Origin of the sequence: Rugamonas rivuli, from assembly GCF_009380165.1 — a bacterium.
Classification (GTDB): domain Bacteria; phylum Pseudomonadota; class Gammaproteobacteria; order Burkholderiales; family Burkholderiaceae_D; genus Rugamonas; species Rugamonas rivuli.
The window spans coordinates 235,884-254,619 of the sequence record NZ_WHUF01000006.1 but is presented as its reverse complement, the minus strand read 5'-3'; the positions used below and the strand labels follow the sequence as shown (position 1 = coordinate 254,619).

At 66.8% G+C, this 18,736-nt stretch carries 19 protein-coding genes; 2 read left to right on the top strand and 17 right to left on the bottom strand.

Translation table 11 applies throughout. The features are described 5' to 3' along the window. Positions 1-9: 9 nt before the first annotated feature. The 17 genes from GEV01_RS22745 to gpmA form a co-directional block, all read right to left on the bottom strand. On the bottom strand, positions 10-579 hold the full coding sequence (locus tag GEV01_RS22745; RefSeq protein WP_152807788.1) for a type II secretion system protein N: 570 nt from the start codon (positions 577-579) through the stop codon (positions 10-12). A gap of 19 nt (positions 580-598) precedes the next feature. Beyond that, positions 599-1,819: a type II secretion system inner membrane protein GspF gene (gene gspF, locus GEV01_RS22740; protein WP_152807787.1), complete on the bottom strand. Its 1,221-nt coding sequence runs from the start codon at positions 1,817-1,819 to the stop codon at positions 599-601. Between the two features lie 10 nt (positions 1,820-1,829). Further along, the gene (gene gspE / locus GEV01_RS22735) at positions 1,830-3,251 is read right to left on the bottom strand and encodes a type II secretion system ATPase GspE (protein WP_152807786.1); all 1,422 of its coding nucleotides are present in this window, start codon (positions 3,249-3,251) and stop codon (positions 1,830-1,832) included. Between the two features lies 1 nt (position 3,252). Further along, positions 3,253-5,502: a type II secretion system secretin GspD gene (gene gspD / locus GEV01_RS22730; RefSeq protein ID WP_152807785.1), complete on the bottom strand. Its 2,250-nt coding sequence runs from the start codon at positions 5,500-5,502 to the stop codon at positions 3,253-3,255. Positions 5,503-5,523: 21 nt separating this feature from the next. After that, on the bottom strand, positions 5,524-6,297 hold the full coding sequence (locus tag GEV01_RS22725; protein ID WP_152807784.1) for a type II secretion system protein N: 774 nt from the start codon (positions 6,295-6,297) through the stop codon (positions 5,524-5,526). Positions 6,298-6,313: 16 nt separating this feature from the next. After that, entirely contained in the window at positions 6,314-6,832 is a 519-nt protein-coding gene (gspM, locus tag GEV01_RS22720) for a type II secretion system protein GspM (protein ID WP_070271476.1), read from the bottom strand. Continuing rightward, entirely contained in the window at positions 6,829-8,091 is a 1,263-nt protein-coding gene (gene gspL, locus GEV01_RS22715) for a type II secretion system protein GspL (RefSeq protein ID WP_152807783.1), read from the bottom strand. Before gspL ends, gspM begins: the two co-directional genes overlap by 4 nt. Positions 8,092-8,130: 39 nt before the next feature. After that, on the bottom strand, positions 8,131-9,075 hold the full coding sequence (gene gspK / locus GEV01_RS22710; protein ID WP_152807782.1) for a type II secretion system minor pseudopilin GspK: 945 nt from the start codon (positions 9,073-9,075) through the stop codon (positions 8,131-8,133). Further along, positions 9,075-9,701 carry a PulJ/GspJ family protein gene (locus GEV01_RS22705; RefSeq protein WP_152807781.1) on the bottom strand — a complete coding sequence of 209 codons (627 nt, stop codon included), beginning with the start codon at positions 9,699-9,701 and terminating at the stop codon, positions 9,075-9,077. The genes gspK and GEV01_RS22705 overlap by 1 nt, the downstream gene beginning before the upstream one ends. Further along, positions 9,698-10,069, bottom strand: a complete 372-nt coding sequence (gene gspI / locus GEV01_RS22700) for a type II secretion system minor pseudopilin GspI (RefSeq protein WP_070271480.1) — start codon at positions 10,067-10,069, stop codon at positions 9,698-9,700. The genes GEV01_RS22705 and gspI overlap by 4 nt, the downstream gene beginning before the upstream one ends. Further along, a complete protein-coding gene (locus GEV01_RS22695) occupies positions 10,070-10,537 on the bottom strand; it encodes a GspH/FimT family pseudopilin (RefSeq protein WP_008443966.1) in 468 nt (155 codons plus the stop codon). A gap of 20 nt (positions 10,538-10,557) precedes the next feature. Beyond that, entirely contained in the window at positions 10,558-11,004 is a 447-nt protein-coding gene (gspG, locus tag GEV01_RS22690) for a type II secretion system major pseudopilin GspG (RefSeq protein WP_152807780.1), read from the bottom strand. Between the two features lie 143 nt (positions 11,005-11,147). Continuing rightward, positions 11,148-13,289 (bottom strand): amidohydrolase family protein, encoded by a 2,142-nt coding sequence (locus GEV01_RS22685; protein WP_152807933.1) that lies wholly within the window; start codon positions 13,287-13,289, stop codon positions 11,148-11,150. A 21-nt stretch (positions 13,290-13,310) separates the two neighbouring features. Continuing rightward, positions 13,311-14,066, bottom strand: coding sequence for a HesA/MoeB/ThiF family protein (locus GEV01_RS22680; RefSeq protein WP_152807779.1), 756 nt, complete (start codon positions 14,064-14,066; stop codon positions 13,311-13,313). Between the two features lie 28 nt (positions 14,067-14,094). Then, a complete protein-coding gene (locus tag GEV01_RS22675) occupies positions 14,095-15,663 on the bottom strand; it encodes a S41 family peptidase (RefSeq protein WP_152807778.1) in 1,569 nt (522 codons plus the stop codon). A gap of 14 nt (positions 15,664-15,677) precedes the next feature. Continuing rightward, a complete protein-coding gene (locus tag GEV01_RS22670; RefSeq protein WP_152807932.1) occupies positions 15,678-17,123 on the bottom strand; it encodes a murein hydrolase activator EnvC family protein in 1,446 nt (481 codons plus the stop codon). Positions 17,124-17,190: 67 nt separating this feature from the next. Then, positions 17,191-17,937, bottom strand: coding sequence for a 2,3-diphosphoglycerate-dependent phosphoglycerate mutase (gene gpmA / locus GEV01_RS22665; RefSeq protein WP_152807777.1), 747 nt, complete (start codon positions 17,935-17,937; stop codon positions 17,191-17,193). A gap of 108 nt (positions 17,938-18,045) precedes the next feature. Here gpmA and GEV01_RS22660 point away from each other — a divergent pair, with 108 nt between their 5' ends. Further along, positions 18,046-18,447, top strand: a complete 402-nt coding sequence (locus GEV01_RS22660) for a rhodanese-like domain-containing protein (protein ID WP_328595599.1) — start codon at positions 18,046-18,048, stop codon at positions 18,445-18,447. Between the two features lie 10 nt (positions 18,448-18,457). Then, positions 18,458-18,718: a glutaredoxin 3 gene (gene grxC / locus GEV01_RS22655; protein WP_070271488.1), complete on the top strand. Its 261-nt coding sequence runs from the start codon at positions 18,458-18,460 to the stop codon at positions 18,716-18,718. Positions 18,719-18,736 lie beyond the last annotated feature (18 nt).

Here is an 18,736-nt window from a genome sequence, read left to right as displayed (position 1 = left end):
GGAGATGTCCTATTGTGTGCGGTCGGAACCGGGAACGGGAGCAATGGTGGTGGGCGACACGCTGGAGCGCTGCGGCGGCTGTTGCGGCGGCGGCGCCTGCGGTGTCGGCGGTGCGATCGGCGGCAAGGGTTGCTGGCCCGGGCCGGGCAGCAGCGACGGCGGCTGGCCGCCGGCCGCGCCGGCGCCTGCATCGGTGGCCAGCTCCACGCGCTTGAGCGCACCGCCCTCGGACAGCACCACATACTTGTCATGTACCTCCTTGACGGTCACGCCAGGCACCACCTCGCGGCCCACGCCCAGCGCCAGCGGCGGCTGGCCGTCGACCACGATGATGGCGGCGCTGTCTTCGCCGCGCGCGGCGATCACGCCCCTGAGCTGGTAGTTGCTGACGGCGGCGACGGTGATCTGGCCGCCGAACAGGCCCTTGGCGGCCTCGATGTTCAGGGCCATGGGGGCCTGCTGCGGCGGCGCGGCGATGGCACGCTGCTGCGGCTTGAACAACTGCAGTCCCCAATAAGCCAGCGACGCCGACAACAGCACCACGGCAAGAACGGTAACGACTAATGGCAAACGCTTCATGATTCTCTTGCTTCCTCTGTCAGCGTACCAGCTGATTAATTTCGATGATAGGCATCAGCACCGCCAGCACGATCAGCAGCACCACCACGCCCATCGCCAGGATCAGCGCGGGCTCCAGCAGGCCGGCGATGGTCAGCGTGCGGCGTTCCAGGTCGGCTTCCTGCGCGGCGGCGGCGCGGTCCAGCATGGCCGGCAGCTCGCCGGTGATCTCGCCGGCGCGGATCATGTGGATCAGCATGGGCGGGAAATGCTTTTGCGCCGACAGCGAGCGCGCCAGGCTGACGCCCTCGCGCACGGCGTCGCTGGCCTCGCCCACCAGCTCGCGCATGGCGACGTTGGACAGCGTATCGCGGCTGGTCTCCAGCGCCCGCAAGATCGGCACGCCGGAACCGGTGGTGATCGCCAGCGTGCTGGCGAAACGCGCCGTGTTCAGGCTGCGCTCGAATTTTCCGTACAGCGGCGCGGTCAGCAGCCAGGTATGCCAGCGCCGCTTCAGCGCCGGATTCTGCAGCGCCCTGCGCCACATGAACCACGCGCCCACCAGCAGGATCGCCACCACGATGCCGTAGTTGCGCACGAAGTCCGACACCGCCAGCATGACGATGGTCAGGATGGGCAGCTTCTGCTTGGTGTTGGCGAACACCGAGACGATCTGCGGCACCACGTAGGTCAGCAGGAAGATCACGATCGAAAACGCCACCACCGTCACGATGGCCGGATAGGTGAAGGCCAGCCGCACCTTCTGGATCAAGGCGTTGCGGCGCTCGATGTAGTCGGCAAGGCGCGACAGCACGCGCGACAGCTGGCCGATCTGCTCACCGGAAGCCACCAGCGCGCGGTAGATCTCGGCGAAGTCGCGTGGATGCCGTCCCAGCACGTCGGACAGCGCGGCGCCGCCTATCACTTCGGAGCGGATCGAGGCGATCAGGTCGCGCATATACGGTCGCTCGGCCTGCTCCAGCAAGGCGGTGAAGGCCTGCTCCAGCGGCAGCCCCGCTTCCAGCAGGCTGGCCAGCTGGCGCGTGAACAGCGCCAGCTCGGTGGCCGACAGGCGCTCGCCGAAACCGCGGCTCTTGGCCACGCCGGCGGCGTCGACCTGCGCGGCGATGGCGTCCACCTTGAGCGGCACCAGGCCTTGCGTGCGCAGCTCGGAGCGGGCCGAACGCGCGCTGTCGGCATTGAGCACGCCCTTCTTGGTGGCGCCGCCGGCGTCGACGGCTTCATAACGGAATGCGGGCATCGTCGGTCGCCTAGTCTTTGGTCACACGCAGCAGTTCGGCCTGCGTGGTGATGCCGGCGGCCAGCCAGCGCTCGCCGTCTTCGCGCATGGTCTGCATGCCGCCCGCCACCGCCGCCGTCTTGACCTCGGCCTCGGAAGCGCGGTTGTGGATCTGCGCGCGGATCTGCTCCGTGGTCTGCAGGAATTCGTAGACGCCGACCCGGCCCTGGTAGCCGGTATGGCCGCAGTGCTCGCAGCCGACCGCGTGCCACTGCTGGCCGTCGTAGCTCTTGCAGCTGCCGCACAGTTTGCGCACCAGCCGCTGCGCCAGCACGCCCAGCAGCGACGACGACAGCAGGAACGGTTCGATGCCCATGTCCAGCAGTCGCGTGACCGCCGCTGCCGCGTCGTTGGTGTGCAAGGTCGCCAGCACCAGGTGGCCGGTCAGCGAAGCCTGCACCGCGATCTGCGCGGTTTCCAGGTCGCGGATCTCGCCGATCATGATCACGTCCGGATCCTGGCGCAGGATGGCGCGCAGCGCCTTGGCGAAGGTCATGTCGATGCGCGGGTTGACCTGGGTCTGGCCGACGCCGTTCAAGTCGTACTCGATCGGGTCTTCCACCGTCATGATGTTGGTGGTGGCCGCGTTCAGCAGCGACAGCGCCGCGTACAGCGTGGTGGTCTTGCCGGAGCCGGTCGGCCCCGTCACCAGCACGATGCCGTGCGGCTGGTTGATCAGCGCATCGAACTGCGGCAGCATCGCCTCGCTCATGCCCAGATGGTTCAGGTCCAGCCGGCCCGCTTCCTTGTCCAGCAGACGCAGCACCGCGCGTTCGCCGTGGCCGGTCGGCAGCGTCGAGACGCGCACGTCGACCGGCTTGCCGCCGATGCGCAGCGTGATGCGGCCGTCCTGCGGCAGGCGCTTCTCGGCGATGTCCAGCTGCGCCATGATCTTGATACGCGAAATCAGCGAACCATGGATGGCCTTGCGCGGACGGACGATGTCGCGCAGCGAACCGTCGACGCGGAAGCGCACCACCGAGGTCTGTTCGAACGGCTCGATGTGGATGTCCGATGCGCTGTCGCGCAGCGCCTGCGTCAGCAGCGCGTTGATCATGCGGATCACCGGCGCGTCGTCGGACGATTCCAGCAGGTCTTCAATGGCCGGCACATCCTGCAGCAGCTTGGTCAGATCGAGGTCGGCGTCGAATTCCTCGGCCACCATCGAGGCGTTGCCGCCCGAGCTGGCGTAGGCCGCGGCGATGGCGGTTTCCAGGTCGGCGCGCGGCATGCTTTTCAGCTGGACGCGGCCGAAACGGCGCGACACTTCGGCGATGGCGGCCGGCGCGGTGGCGCCGCAGACCAGCACGTCCACCGTGTGTTCGGCTTCGTCGCTCTGCTGCGCCAGCACCACGAAGTCGCGGGCGAAGGCGTAAGGGAGGAGATTGCTCATATCACTGCTGCTTGGCTGGTTCGGCGGCGCCCGGCTCGCGCACAGGTATCGGCGCAGGAGGCAGCGGACGCGCCAACGTCACGCCGCCCACCGGTGCGCCATCCTTCAGCACCGGCAGCGTCGGCTGGCCATAGTCCTTGACCAGGATGCTCTCCGGCGGCTGGATCGCGTCCTGCTGCGCGCGCATGTAGTCGTAGCGGTCGCTCGCCAGCGAAGTGCTCTGCTCCTTGTTGCGGATCACAACGGGGCGCAGGAACACCATCAGGTTGGTCTTCTTGCGGCTGCGGGTCTGGTACTTGAACAGATTGCCCAGCACTGGAATGTCGCCCAGGCCGCGCACCTTGTTCACGCCGTCGCCTTCGGTGTCTTCGATCAGGCCGCCCAGCACGATGATCTGGCCGTCGTCGGCGATGACGTTATTCTCGATCACGCGCTTGTTGATGGTGATGCCGGCGGCCGCCGTCAGCGTGGTCTTGTCGACGCTGGAGGTCTCGTGATAGATCGCCAGCTTGACCGTGCCGCCTTCGGAAATCTGCGGACGCACTTTCAGCGTCAGGCCCACTTCCTTGCGGTCGATGGTCTGGAACGGATTGTTGTTGGTGCCGGAGGTGGTGGTGAACTGGCCGGTCAGCACCGGTACGTTCTGGCCGACCGAGATGGTGGCCAGCTCGTTATCGAGCGTGATCATGTTCGGCGTCGACAGCACGTTGGCGTTGCCGTCCGATTCCAGCGAGCGCGCCAGCGCGCCCAGTCCCAGGCCGCCGGCGACCTGCTTGAACACGCCGATGGTCAGGCCTGCGCCCGGCAGCGACGGCCCGGTGGTGCTCGCGGTGCCCTTGTTGAGCAGCTGGGTGGCCAGCGTGCCGATGTTGTTGCCGCCGCTCGAATACGACTGCAGGCCGCCGACGCGGTAGGTGCTGTTCTCGTTGCCTGTCGCGCCGACCCACTGCACGCCGAATTCGGACGCCTTGTCGGACGAGACTTCGACGATCAGCGATTCGATGTAGACCTGCGCGCGGCGCACGTCCAGCATGTCGATCACGGCGCGCAGGTTGCGGTACACCGATTCCGGCGCGGTGATGATCAGGGTGTTGGTGGTGGAATCGGCCTGGATGTAGCCGGCCGTGCCGCCGCCGCCGCCCGGCGTCTGGCCGGTGCCGGTCAGCAGCGGGTTGGTCGGGCCGCTGCTGCTGCCGGCGCCGCTGCTGTTGCCGCCGAAGCCGCCGGTATTGCTGCTTTGTCCGCCCTGCCCCTGGCCCTGGGTCTGGCCGCCCTGGCCGCCGCCGCTGACGCCCGTGGCATTGGGCGCCGAGGTGTCGCCGGACACCACCGAGCGCAGCGTCTGCGCCAGCTTGGCCGCTTCGGCGTTCTTCAGGTAGACCACGTGGACGTTGCCCAGTTCCTGGGTCGGCTGATCGAGCTTGGCGATCAGCGACTTGGCCAGGTTGGAGCGGGCCGCCGACGGCGCCCGCAGCACCAGCGAATTGGTGCGCGGATCGGCCAGCACGCTGACCTTGCCCGTGTCGCCGGCGCCGGCGCCGGAGTCCATCAGTTTGTTGACCATGGCCGCCAGGTCGCTGGCGATGGCGTAGCGCACCGGGATCACATCGAGGTCGGCGACGGCCGGCGCGTCCAGCGCGGCGACGATCTTGGCCAGGCGCTTGACGTTGTCGGCGTAGTCGGTGACGACCACGGTGTTGTTGCCCGGGTTGGCGTTGATGGTGTTATTCGGCGAGATCAACGGACGCAGCACCGTCACCACATTGGCCGCCGACTCATAGTTCAGGTGGAAGATCTGGCTGACGATCTGGTCGCCCTTGGCCGAAGCCTGGCTGGCGCCGACCTGGGTCGGTCCGGCCTGCAGCTTGGCGTCCGCTTCCGGCACCACCTTGGCGTAGCCGTCGCCGCTGACCACCGCATAGCCCTGCAGGCGCAGCGCGGAAGTGAGCAGGCCGAAGGCTTGCGATTTGGTGACGGGCTTCTCCGACACCACCGTCAGCGTGCCTTTGACGCGCGGGTCGATGACGAAGGTGATGTTGGTGTAGTGGCCGACCGCCTTGATCACCGACTCGATGTCGGCGCCGACGAAGTTCAGCGCGGCGTCGTCGGCCGCGGCGTGGGCAGCAAGCGGCAGCATGGCCAGCAGGGGCGCAACGACCGGCGCCACGCTCGTTGCGCAGCACAGCATCGCGCCCGCGCTCAGGCGGCGCAGCGCGGGAAGATTGGATTTGCTCACGGACTGTTTTTTCATTGTCTGAACTTTTATCTGAACTTAGTGGAACTCTAAAGCGATGATGTTGCGCTCACTATTCGGTTTGCGCTGGCCCAGCAAATTCAACAGGTTGGCCAGCTGCTCCTCAAATCCTTTTGCTGCCTCGGCCTGCCCGGAAAACTGCAGGCGGCCGTTATTCAGGTTGCCGGTCCCGCTCAACAACAGCGGTCCCTTGGCGGAATTCAGCGTCAGCGCCGCCGACTGGCCATGCCAGTCCAGCGCCAGCGCGTAGCTGCCCAGCGGCCGCACCGACGACAGCCGCGAAGCCATGTCCGTCATCTCCAGCGTGGTGCGGCCGTTGATCGATGCCTGGCGGTCGACCAGCGCCAGCTCCAGCGCGGTCCACGACAGCCGCATCGTGCCGCTGGGCGCCACGGTGTTCAGCGGCGCTCCCAGTCCGGCCAGGCCTTCGGCCGGCAGCAGCAGCGCCGATGGACTGAGCTGCCATTGCGACCAGCTGCCCTTGAAGGTCAGCGGCTGCGCCAGCGCTTCGCTGTTCTCCAGCTGCAGGTCGACCATGCCGACCAGCGCCAGCGGCGAAATCTTCCAGCTGAAACGGCCCGGCAGCAATGGCGTCACCGGGCTGTTGCCGCCGGCCGCGCCGCCGATAAAGGCCGAACCGCGCCACAGCGTACCCTGCGCGTCTCCCAGCGTCAAACGGCCTCCCGTGCGCTGCTCCACCAGGGAGCCCAGCCACGCCGCCGGGAAGAACACCGCCAGCGTCGCCGCCACGCTCAGCGCGACGGTCAGCAACCATAGCACGGCGCGCTTCATGGACAGCCTTTTTGCGTCATTGGCCGCTCGCATTCTGGCGCAGCGTCAGCGTGGCGTTGACCATGCCGGCGGTATCCTGCGCGCTGATGTTCGCTTCCGACACGGCGATGCGGCTTTCGGTGCGGATCGCGTCCAGCCAGACGATCAGGCCCGGGAAGGGCACGCCGTTCAGCTGGAGCTTGGCGTATTCGCCGGTGACGGCCACCGATTGCGCCGTCAGGCCGCGCGCGGCCAGGCCGGTGTTGAGCATCTCGCGCGTCATCGGCGCCGGGGCGATGGTGTTCTGGCCGCGCAGCGCGGCCGCTTCCAGTCCCAGCGCCTGCAACTCGGCCGCCTGCTGGCGCAGTTCGGGCAGCGACTTGCGCAGCTTGGCGCCGCCATCCAGCGCCGGCGCGACCAGCAGCGAATAAAACAGCGCCAGTCCCAGCACGGCGCCGCCAACGCCGAGGAACTTGCGTTCCTGCTCGGTGCGTTCGATCCAGAAGGCCGAGGCGCGGGCGCGGTAGTCTTGTATCGTTTGGGTCAGCTTGCTCATGATTTTCCTCCGCCCGCGCCGTTCAGCGGACGTATTTGCCAGGTGCCTGGCGTCGCTTCCGACAGGTCCAGCTTGCGCGCCGCCAGCGCGGAGCGCAACTGCGCCAGCGTGCCCGCGTCGACGGTGTTGGGCTTGACCTTGATCTGCAGGGCGCGTTCGCGGTACTCCAGCGTGGCGATGATGTCCTTGCGCGGCAACACGCCCAGCGCTTCGCCGAAGGCTGCGCTCAGCGCGGTGAATTCATCGGCGGCCGGCTGGCCGCCGTCGGCCTTGGCCAGCGAGATATTCTTGCGCATCTGCGCGGCCGGGTCGAGTATCACCGCCTCTTTCGGATAGGCGGCCTTGAAGGTCTGCAGCATGGACAGGCTGATGGCGGAAGCTTCGCGCTTGAGGCGCAGCCATTCGATGTTCAGGCCCGCCACGTTGACCAGCAGCGCCAGCGCGGCGATGCGCAGCGGCCAGCGCCAGCGCTGCCACTGGCGCGCGTTGGCGCCGCTGGCGCCCAGCGCCGGCGCCAGGTCCAGCCCCGCCGTGCGCGAGGCGGCCACCCAGTGCGCCCAATGGTCTTCCATCAGTGTGATGCCATGTCCCATGCCGTGGCCGGCCTCGATGCCCGCCACCAGCGGCGCGAACTGCGCCATCTGCGCCGGCGCCAGGTACAGCGTGACCGGCTCGTCGCCCGCCATCGCCCGCAGCGTCTGCAGCGCGGCCTGCGGCTGCGCCGGCAGCGTCAGGCCCAGGCCCATGGTCTGCGACTGGCGCAGTATCAGTTCGAAACCGCTGTCGCCGGTGCTCAGCGCGGCGGAGACGGAGCCCGGCTGGAACGGCAGACACAGTTGCGCCGGCAGCACCGAGACGTTGTGCGCGCCCTGCGCCAGCAGCGCCTTGACCAGCACCTCGATCCAGCTGCGCTGCACCACCGCCACCGTGCGGCCGCCTTCGGCGTCGGCCGGGCCGGCCGCCAGCACGCAGTCGGCCGGGTCGCCCAGCACCTGTTCTTCCACCAGCGCCGGCAGCGCGGCCTTCAGGCGCGCGGCCGACAAGGGCGGCGCCACCACGCGCAGCAGGGTGACGTCGGCGGCGGCCAGCAGCAGCACCACGCGCCGCGAGGAAGCCACCAGGTCCGCCAGGTTGCCCAGCGCGGACGCGCCCTGTTGCAGCAGATTGCCGCCGTCGCCCACCAGCGCGAACGGGCAGGTCTGGGCCGCGCCGCTGTCGACGCTGGCCTTGGCCGGATAGCGGATAAGTAGTGTAGTCAAAGGGTCTCGCTTTCGTTCACGCTGTCGTTCATAGCTGTTCTAGTTTTCCCGTATCCAAACCACCGTCGTGATGCCGTTCGGCGCCCGCTCCAGCAGCGACTGCGTGTCCAGCGCCGCCCGGTCCAGCCTCACCCGGCTGTAGGCCAGGAAGTAGCTGCTCTTGACGTCGTAATCCACCATCGGCTTCAAGCTGGCCGCCGTCAACTGCGGCAGCGCGTCGAAGATGGGGGTGGTACGGTAATAGGCGCGCTTGCGCGCGTTCACCATCGCCGCCGCCTCCGACATCGACAGCTTGTCTATCATCGCCGACATCAATTCGACCGGCACGGTATTCACGTTCAACTTCGTATTGCGCACGGGCAGGACGATGACGAAGTCGCGCAGCTTCTCTATCGTTTGCGGCGTAAAGCCGCTCACCGCCAGCAGGTCTTCGACCCGCATCAGACCGATCGACTTCGCCGGCACGCTTTGCTGCCCCTGCTGCTGCGGCTGCACCGACTGCGCATCCGCCACCAGTTTCGCCACCGCCTGCGCCAGCGACGGATCGAGCCGCAGATTGGTCAGCAGGCGTTCGAACACCGTCACCTCCTCGGGCTTCGGCTTGCCGTTCACGGCCAGATTGGCAAGATTGTAACGCGACTGCGCGTCTATCATCTTGCCGGACAGGGTGGCGTTGAAATTTTCCGCCTCGGCGCGTTCGCGTTCGATGTAGTCGTCCAGCCGCGTTTCCTCCAGCGGCGTGGCCCAGATGCCGCCCAGCTGCGTGTACCCCGGCTGCGAGTCGAGATAGTCCTGGTACAGCACCAGCCGGCTCAGGTCCAGCGCGCCGCGCACGATCCAGCGGGTCTGCAGCTGCAGGCGCTGGTTCTCCATCGAGCGCACCTGCACCTGCTGCTGCCAGAACAGGCTGGCGACGATCGTCACCGCCAGCGTCGTCAACAGCAGCGCCGTGACGACGGCCACGCCACGCTGGCGCCGCCGCATCACAGTGCCCCCAGCAGGAAGGATTTCGTCATCGGCACTTCCTGGCCGTCGAGCACCATCGACACTTCAAGGCCGCTCGGCACGCCGGCGGCGGCAGGCGCCTGCATCACCCCGGCCGCCTGCACCCAGCCCTGCGTGGTCCAGAAGCGCATCGCCATGCGCTGCACGCCCGATTGCAGCGCCACGCTGGCGGCCGGATCGATGTCGCTGTTGGCCGCTTCCCACAGCGCGTCCAGCTGCGCCAGGTCGCGCGTGCCGGCCGATTCGCGCCGCGTCAGCACGCCGTCGCGCACGCGGTAGGACACCACCTGCAAGCGCGTGGCGTCGTTCTCGGCCAGCACCAGGCGCACCAGCGTGATGCGGTTGTCTTCGGCGCGCAGCAGCGCGCGGGTGCCGATCAGCGTCTGCGGCGCCAGGTTGGCGCTGTCGCTTTGCAGCTGGGCGAAGGCCAGTTGCAGGCCGCGGGTCTGCTCCATCTGCGCGGTCAGCGCGCCGCGTGAGCGGATGATGCCGTCCAGCCCGCGCCAGCCCAGCACCGCGACGATGGCGAGAATCGAAATCGCCACCAGCAGTTCGATCAGCGTGAAGCCGCGCGCGCGGCGCAAGCGGTGCAAGCGGCGCGTCATTGATTCAGTACCAGTTGGACCAGCTTGATGATGCGGCGCTCCGGCGCGGCCTGGTCGTAGACGCTGACCTCCACCCGGCGGAAGCGCGGATTGGGGCTGGCGATCACTTCCTCTTCGCACATCAGCTTCATGTCGCCCTGCGGGCATTCGAAGGTCTGCTTGCCGACCGCCGGGAACTGGCGCGTCAGGCGCAGCTGCACCAGCCGGTTCTCGGCCGACCAGGTGGCCATCATGGCGCTGCGCAAGCCGCTGCTGTTGGACGCCAGGCTGCCGACCGCGCGCAGCGACGCGCCCAGCGCGGTGCCGACGATGACCAGCGCCACCAGCACTTCCAGCAAAGTAAAGCCGCGTTGTCGGGATGTGCGCATCTAGTCCACCGTGAAATGGCCGATGCCGTCGGCGCGGATGGCGACGCTGGCGTCGCCGCCGCTGAGGGTCAGCACGAAGGGTTTGTCGACCGGCTCGCGGCCGAAGACGATGCGCAGGTTGGCCGACGGCACGCTGGGCGGCGGGTCCAGCATCAGTGTGACGGGGGCGTGCTTGAATTCGCGTTCGCGCAGCAGGTCGTCCTGCACCACCAGGTCCCACTGCTTGTCGTTGCGGATCAGGAAGCGGTAGCCGTCCGTGCCCGCCTCGAAGGCGATCTGGCGGTTGCGCACGATGGCCTCGTCGCGCGCCAGTTGCAGCAGCAGCGCGACGCGCTGCGCATCCTCACGCAGGAACTGCTGCTGGCCCGGCAGCGCGTTGAGCGACACCAGCCCCAGCGTGATGCCCAGGATGACCATCACCACCAGCAGTTCGATCAGCGTGAAGCCACGCCCGCGGCCGGCGCGCATGAGCCGTGGTCCCCGTGCGATCAGTTGTCCCAGGAGCCGATGTCGGCGTCATCGCCGGTGCCGCCCGGGGCGCCGTCGGCGCCGTAGGAGAACACGTCGATCTCGCCCTTGATGCCGGGCGACAGGAACTGGTATGGATTGCCCCAAGGGTCTTTCGGCATTTTTTCCAGGTAGCCGCCGGCTTTCCAGCCGTTGGCGGCCGGGCCGGTGGTCGGCTTGGTCAGCAGCGCCTGCAGGCCCTGCTCGGTGGTCGGGTAGCGCTGGTTATCGAGTTTGTACAGCTTCAGCGCCTGCATCACGGTGGCGATATCGACCTTGGCGGCGGCGACTTTCGACTCGCCGGTGCGGCTGAGCAGCTTGGGCACGACCAGTGCGGCCAGTACGCCCATGATGACCACCACCACCATGATTTCAATCAGCGTGAAGCCGCGCGCGGCGGCACGGCGGGGGACGGAGAGTTTTTTCATATTCGATAACAAATTAAAGTGAGTGCAGAGTATAAGGCCGAATCGGTGCCAGCGACACCCCAATACGATTTTTGCGCCGGAAGGCTTAACCAGGGCTTAACCGGGCGCTCCGCGCGCCCGGCTTTTACCGCGTTTTACTTGGCTCAGTCGCGCTGGCGGGCGGTGGCGTCGATGCGGCGCAGCGCGCCGTCGTTGCCGCCGCCGTTCATGTCCGCCACGGCCGGGGAGGTTCTGGCGGCCTGCGGCGCATCCTTGACGAAGGGTGCGATGCCCAGCGCGGCGTCGATCTCCTGTGGATAGATGACGTAGCCGCGCGTGATCACCGCCGACACCTTGCGCAGGTCGGCGATATCCTTGGTCGGATCGCCGTCCACCAGCACCAGGTCGGCCAGCTTGCCGGCCGCGATGCTGCCGCGGTCATTGCTGGTGCGGGTGTAGCGGGCGCCGTTGCGGGTGGCCACCTGCAAGGCCTGGGCCGGCGTCAGGCCGGCCTTAACCAGCAGCGCCAGCTCCGAATGCAGCGTGAAGCCGGGGATGTCGTCGGTGCCGGCGACGATGGGCACGCCGGCCTTGTACATGATGCCGACGAATTCCACCATCTTGGCGTAGGACTTCTGGTAGCGCTTGAGGGTGGCGTCGCCCTCGATCTTCATGCCGCCCACGGCGAAGCTGCGCGCCACGTCCGGCGGCATGTTGGCGGCGAAGGCGGCGTACGGCAGGTTGACGTCGCCGTCCTTCTGCTGGATGAAGGCGAAGGCCGACATGGTCGGGTCGATCGAGATCTGCTTCTTGGCCAGGCCGGCGACGAAGTCCTTGAACGGCTTGGAATTGAAGTCCATGTCGCCGACTTTTTCGGCCGGCAGCAGGAAGCGGTTCAGGTTGCGGGTTTCGGTATCCGGCTTGACCAGGAAGTTCAGCAGCACCTGGTTGATGTGCTGGATCTCGTCGTAGCCGGCGTCCAGCGCCTCCTGCGCGCGCAGGCCGGCCGGGATGTGGCCCGACACGCGCATGCCGCGGCTGTGGGCATAGGCCACGGTGTCCTTCAGGATGGCTTTCGGGAAGGAGTTGTAGATCTTCAGCTGCGGATAGCCGCGCTGCGCGTACCAGTCCACCGCATCCTTGGCGCCCTGCAGGTCCTTGATGATGAAGCCGTTGTTGGCGCTGAACGGGCTCTCGCCTTCGAGGAAGCCGGCCGGCACCACCTGCGGCGCCAGCAGCTTGCCGGCGGCGGTTTCGTCCAGCATCGCCTGCAGCTGCTTGTTGTCGTTGCCCATGTCGCGCACGCTGGTGACGCCGGTCGACATGTTCAGCGCGCCGGACCAGCGGTCGACGTGGCCGTGCATGTCGAACAGGCCAGGCAGCACAATGCGGCCACCGGCGTCGATGGTGTTGTCGGCGCCGCGCGACGGCGAGCCGGCCGGTAGCACGGCGGTGATGCGGCCGCGCAGCACGTAGATGTCGGACGGTGCGCCGACGGTGGCCTTGTCGCTGTCGAACACGCGGGCGTTGCGCACCAGCGTCACGCCGGTCAGCGGATGCTGCAGCTTGGCGGCCAGGCTTTCCAGCATCTTGCTCTCGGCCTGCTTCTGGCGCGCGGCCAATGCCGGGGCGGCGCCCTGCCAACCCTCTTCCAGCATGCTGGCGAAGCCGGGGATGATCACGCCGAACAGGCGCGGGGGTTTGCCTGCCGTGCCGGAGGTGGCCCAGTAGAACGCCGGCGACAGGCCGACGCCGGTCTGCGCCACCAGCTGCACGGTTTGTTTGGCGCCGGCGGCGCTGCTGATCTCCAGCGTATCGAGCACGGTCTGCGACAGCGTGCCCGATGGCAGCAGCGCCAGCTTGTGCTCCGGCGCGGCGTCCAGCGCGGTGATGTAGGCCGAGACGATCTCGAAGGAGCTGTTGAGCGGCAGGTAGCCGGCCGGGCCGCTGACGGCCTTCTTGCCCTGCTCCGAGGTCGACTTCCACTCGGCCTGGCCGCCCTTGCGTTCGAAGCGCTCGTCGACCACGGCGCCGAAGGTGGAGTTACCCTTGACGCTGTATTCGGTCATCAGGCCGTCGGCGCCCATGCGAAACTGCTCGGTGAGCTCCGGGCCGCGGCCGTTGTTCTTGTAGATGAAGCGCACCTTGGTCAGGCCATCGTCCTGGCGCTCCGCCACCTGCTCGCCGATCTGCTTGCCGTTTTCGGCGATGATCAGGTACTTGGTGATGGTGGCTGCCTGCGCAGCGAATGCCGCGGCCAGCGCCAGCGGCAGTACAGCAAAACGTTTCATCGACGAGCGTTTCATAAACAAGACCTTCTCCTTCGGTTAGTTTTTCTTCGTCGCGCAGACCGGGCAATCGCCGTTGCGCCCCACCGCTATACTGGTCCACTCCATGTGCAGACCGTCCAACATCAACAGGCGCCCGGCCAGCGAAGCGCCCACGCCCATCAACAGCTTGAGCGCTTCCGCCGCCTGCATCGCGCCCACCACGCCCACCAGCGGCGCGAACACGCCCATGGTGGAACAGGCCACATCTTCAAACTGCTGGTCCTGCGGGAACAGGCAGGAATAGCAGGGCTGCGCGCCGCCGCGCGGATCGAACACGCTGACCTGGCCGTCGAAGCGTATCACCGCGCCGGACACCAGCGGCTTGCCCAGCGCGATGCAGGCGCGGTTGACGGCATGGCGGGTGGCGAAGTTGTCGGTGCAGTCGAGCACCACGTCGGCCTGCGCCACCAGTTCGGCCAGGCGGGCGTCGTCCACGCGTTCGTTCAGCGCGGTGACGGTGATGTCGGGATTGATCTGCTGCAGCGTGATGCGCGCCGAGGCGGCCTTGGACTGGCCGACCCGCTCCGTGGTGTGGGCGATCTGGCGCTGCAGGTTGGTGAGGTCGACGGTGTCGTTGTCGACCAGCGTGATGTGGCCGACGCCGGCCGAGGCCAGGTACATGGCGGCCGGCGAACCGAGGCCGCCGGCGCCGATCACCAGCGCATGCGCGGCCAGCAGCTTTTGCTGGCCTTCGATGCCGATTTCGTCGAGCAGGATATGGCGCGAATAGCGCAGCAGTTGCGAGTCGTTCATCGTCCTGGGCCGGCGGCGGCGCGCGCCGTTACTGGGTAAGAGGTTGTTTCAAGGCGGGCTTCTTGTCGCCGGCCTTGGGTTTGACGTCGGGCTTGACGGCGGGTTTGGCGGCGCCCTTGTCGCTGCTTTTTTCCGCCTTGCTGTCCGACTTGATCTCGCCGACTTCGCCGCCCGGAGCCGGCGCCGCTTCCACTTTCGACAGCTTGACCGGCAAGCCCTTGAAGTGGTTGATCGCCTGCGCCAGCTGGAAGTCGTCCTTGGAGCCGAACTCCACCGGCTTGGCTTTCTTGGCCACGCTGGCCAGGCGCTGCTCGTCTTCCAGCTCGTCGCGCTGCGCGCTCAGGGCCTTCTGGGCGGCGCCGTCGCCGGCCGGATCCTTGTCGTTGTTCAGGTGTTTTTGCAGGTCGGATTCGCGCAGGCGCAGGCTGTTCAAGCCGTCGCCGTCGGCGGTTTCGTCGACCATCAGGTCCGGCACGATGCCGCGCGCCTGGATCGAGCGGTTGTGCGGCGTGTAGTAGCGGGCGGTGGTCAGCTTGACGGCGGTGTCGGCGGTCAGCTGGCGCAGCGTCTGCACCGAGCCCTTGCCGAAGGTCTGCGTGCCCATGATGGTGGCGCGCTTGTAGTCCTGCAGCGCACCGGCGACGATTTCCGAGGCCGACGCCGAACCGGCGTTGACCAGCACCACCATCGGCACGTCCTTCAATGCCGCCGGCAGCTTGGCCAGCGGGTCGCCCTTGCCGCGCACCGCGTAGAACTCGCTGCGGCCGTAGAAGGTTTGCTTGGAGTCGAGCAGCTGGCCGTTGGTCGATACGATCACCGCATCCTTGGGCAGGAAGGCGGACGAGACGCCGATCGCACCCGGCACCACGCCGCCCGGATCGTTGCGCAGGTCCAGCACCAGGCCCTTGATGTGCGGGTCTTGCGCGTACAGGGCGGTGATCTTCTTGGCCATGTCCTCGACGGTCGGCTCCTGGAACTGCGAGATGCGCAGCCACGCGTAGCCCGGCTCGACGATCTTGGCCTTGACGCTCTGGACGCGGATTTCCTCGCGCACGATGCTCAGGATGATGGGCTTGTCCTCGTCCTTGCGGCTGATGGTGACGGTGACTTTGGAGTGCGGCTCGCCGCGCATCTTCTTGACGCTTTCGTCCAGCGACAGGCCCTTGACCGGCGTGCCGTCGATGCGGGTGATCAGGTCGCCGGTCTTGATGCCCGCTTTGAAGGCGGGCGAATCCTCGATCGGCGACACCACTTTGATGTAGCCGTCTTCCATGCCGACCTCGATGCCGATGCCGACGAACTTGCCGGCGACGGTCTCGCGCATTTCGCGGAAGGCTTTCTTATCGAGGTAGACCGAGTGCGGATCGAGCGAGGACACCATGCCGGAGATGGCTTCCGTCAGCAGCTTCTTGTCGTCGACGTTTTCGACGTAGTCGGTCTTGATCAGGCCGAACACGTCGGACAGCTGGCGCAGCTCTTCAAGCGGCAGCGGCGAGCCGGTGACTTTTTGCGCGATGGCGGAAAACTGCAAGGAGACGGCGACACCAGCCACCATACCCAGGCCGATCAGGCCGATGCTCTTGACTTTGTTGCCCATTTTTTCCGCGAACCTTAAAACTTGACCCAGCCAGCCGGATCGAATGCCGTGCCCTGATGGCGAAGCTCAAAGTATAGCCCCGATTCCTCGTTACCGCCGCTGTTACCTGCACTGGCGATCGAGTCTCCCGGTTTGACGGGGTCGCCGACGCGCTTGAGCAGCGACTCGCAATAGCCGTAGATGCTCCAGTACTGGCCGCCGTGGTCGACGATGATCATATTGCCGAAGCCGCGCAGCCAGTCGGAGAAGATGACCTTGCCGCCGGCGACGGCGCGGATCTCGGCGCCTTCGCCGGTGCGGATGAACACGCCCTTCCAGGTCGGACCCTCGCCGCGCTTGGTGCCGAACTTGGCGGCGATCTTGCCGCTGACGGGGGCGCGCAGCTGGCCCTTGAGGCTGACGAACGGCGCGCCCGAAGGCACCGTCGGCGCCAGCGCGATGTCGGCCGCCCTGGCAGCAGGCCGTGCCGGCTCCTCGTCGCGCGGCGCCGGCTTGGCCGGTTCGGCCGGTTTCGGCGGCGGCTGTTGCGCCACTTTCGGCTCGTCGGCGTCGATGGCGTCCGCCTTGGACGGCACCGGTTTGATGGTGCCGGACTTGTTGGCGTTGGCCTTGGCCAGGCGCTGGCGTTCGGCTTCGGCCGCCTTGGCCTTGGCCAGCGCGCGCGCTTCGGCGTCGGCCTTGGCTTTGGCCTCGGCGCGGGCGGCGGCCAGTTGTTCCTGGCGTTTTTTCTCGGCGGCGGCGGCGATCGCCTGCTCCTGAATCAGCTTGCCCAGCTTGTCGACCAGGCCGGTCAGGCGCTGCTCGTCGCGCTCGACGTTGCCGGCTTCCTTGCGCTGGGCCGCCAGTTTTTTCGACAGCGAGGCCAGCAGCGCGGCGCGGCGGGTCTTTTCCTGCTCCAGCCTGGCCTTCTGCTCCATTTCCTCGGCGGCGATTTCCTGCAGCTCGTCCTTGGCGTTCTGCGCCTCGGCCTGGTTGACCTCGACCGCCTTCAGGTTGGCGCGCAGCGAGTCCAGCAGCCGGGCCTGGGCCTGCGACACGTAGGACATCATTTGCAGGTCGCGGTTGATGCGGTTGGGGTTGTCGCCGGACAGCAGCAGCTTGATGCGGTCTTCATTGCCGGCCACATATTGCTCGCGCAGCAGCTTGGCCAGCTGCTGCTTTTGCGTGGCGACCGTGGCCGCCAGCTTGTCGTGCTCGACGGACAGCTGCTGCAATTTGGTGTTGGTGTCGCCCTGCTCCTGCGCCAGGTCGCGCAGCGAGCGGTTGGCGTCGGAGATCGCCTGTTCGGACGCGGCCAGCGTGTCGGCGGCATCGTCCTTGGCGCTCTCGGTCTTGCCGATGTCTTTTTTCAGCGTGCTGAGCTTTTGCTGCAGGCTGGCGCGCTCGGCCTCGGCCGCCGCTTTCTGCTTGCTGCGCTCGGTGGTCTTGCCGAACGGCGCGGCCTGCGCCCCGTTCATCATCAATGTCAGCAGCAGCGCCGCACTGGTGGCGGCGCCGCGCCAGCCTCGGAAGGATGAATGCGACAAATTACTTGGCCTTGCCCTGGTTGGCGACGGCAGCCTGGGCCGCGGCGATGGCGTCGGCGTCACCCAGGTAGTAGTGACGGATAGGCTTGAGGTTCTCGTCCAGCTCGTAGACCAGCGGCTGGCCGTTCGGGATGTTGAGGCCGACGATGTCGTTGTCGCTGATGCCGTCGAGCATCTTGATCAGCGCGCGCAGGCTGTTGCCGTGGGCCGAGATGATGATTTTCTTGCCGGCGCGGATGGCCGGGGCGATTTCCTCGTCCCATACCGGCATCACGCGCGCCACGGTGTCTTTCAGGCATTCGGTCAGCGGGATTTGCGACTGCTGCAGGCCGGCGTAGCGCGGGTCGTTGAAGGAGGCGCGGTCGTCGCCCGCTTCCAGCGCCGGCGGCGGGGTGTCGTAGCTGCGGCGCCATACCAGCACCTGGTCGTCGCCGTACTTGGCGGCGGTTTCGCCCTTGTCCAGGCCCTGCAGCGCGCCGTAGTGGCGTTCGTTCAGGCGCCAGTCGTTCTTGACCGGCAGGTACATCATATCCATCTCGTCCATGGCCAGCCACAGCGTGCGGATCGCGCGCTTCAGTACCGAGGTGTAGGCCAGGTCGAAGGTGTAGCCGGACTCCTTCAGCACCTTGCCGGCGGCCTTGGCTTCGGCGATGCCCTTCTCGGTCAGGTCCACGTCGGTCCAGCCGGTGAAGCGGTTCGAGAGGTTCCAGGTGGACTCGCCATGGCGCATGAATACGATTTTATACATGTGAACTATCTTCAAAAAAGGATTGAACGAAACGGAATACCGGTACTGCGAGAACTCTTCCAGCTTCTATTTTATAATGCGCGGATTGACTTAAACCATTGGAACCCCGTGAAATTCTTCATTGACAATATTTTCATCATCGCCATCGTGGTCCTCTCGGGCGGCGCCCTGCTGTGGCCGGTACTGACGCAGCGCGGCAAACGCGCCTCGGCGCAAGAGGTGACGCTGTTGATCAACCGCAGCAAAGCCACCATTGTAGACGTACGCGATGCGGCGGAATTTGCCACTGGTCACTTGCCAGAAGCCAAGAATATTCCTCTGAACGAGTTGTCCAACCGCCTGGCGGAACTGGAAAAGTTCAAGGCCAAGAGCGTGATCGTGGTCTGCAAGACGGGCGCGCGCGCCTCGTCGGCGGCCGCCAAACTGGCCAAGGCCGGCTTCACGGACGTGGTCAACCTGGACGGTGGCATTGCCGCATGGCAAAAAGCCGGCCTGCCGCTGGCCAAATAAGGAGCGCGAGATGACTGCCCGAGTAATCATGTACACCACCGCCGTCTGCCCCTACTGCGTGCGCGCCGAGCGCCTGCTGGAATCGAAAGGCGTGACCGGTCTGGAGAAGATCCGCGTCGACCTCGACCCGGAGCAGCGCGTGCTGATGATGCAGAAGACCGGCCGCCGCACCGTGCCGCAGATCTACATCGGCGACACCCATGTCGGCGGTTTCGACGATTTGTATGCGCTGGATCAAGCTGGCGGCCTGTCCCCCTTGTTAAATGGCTAATCACCCCCAAATACAACG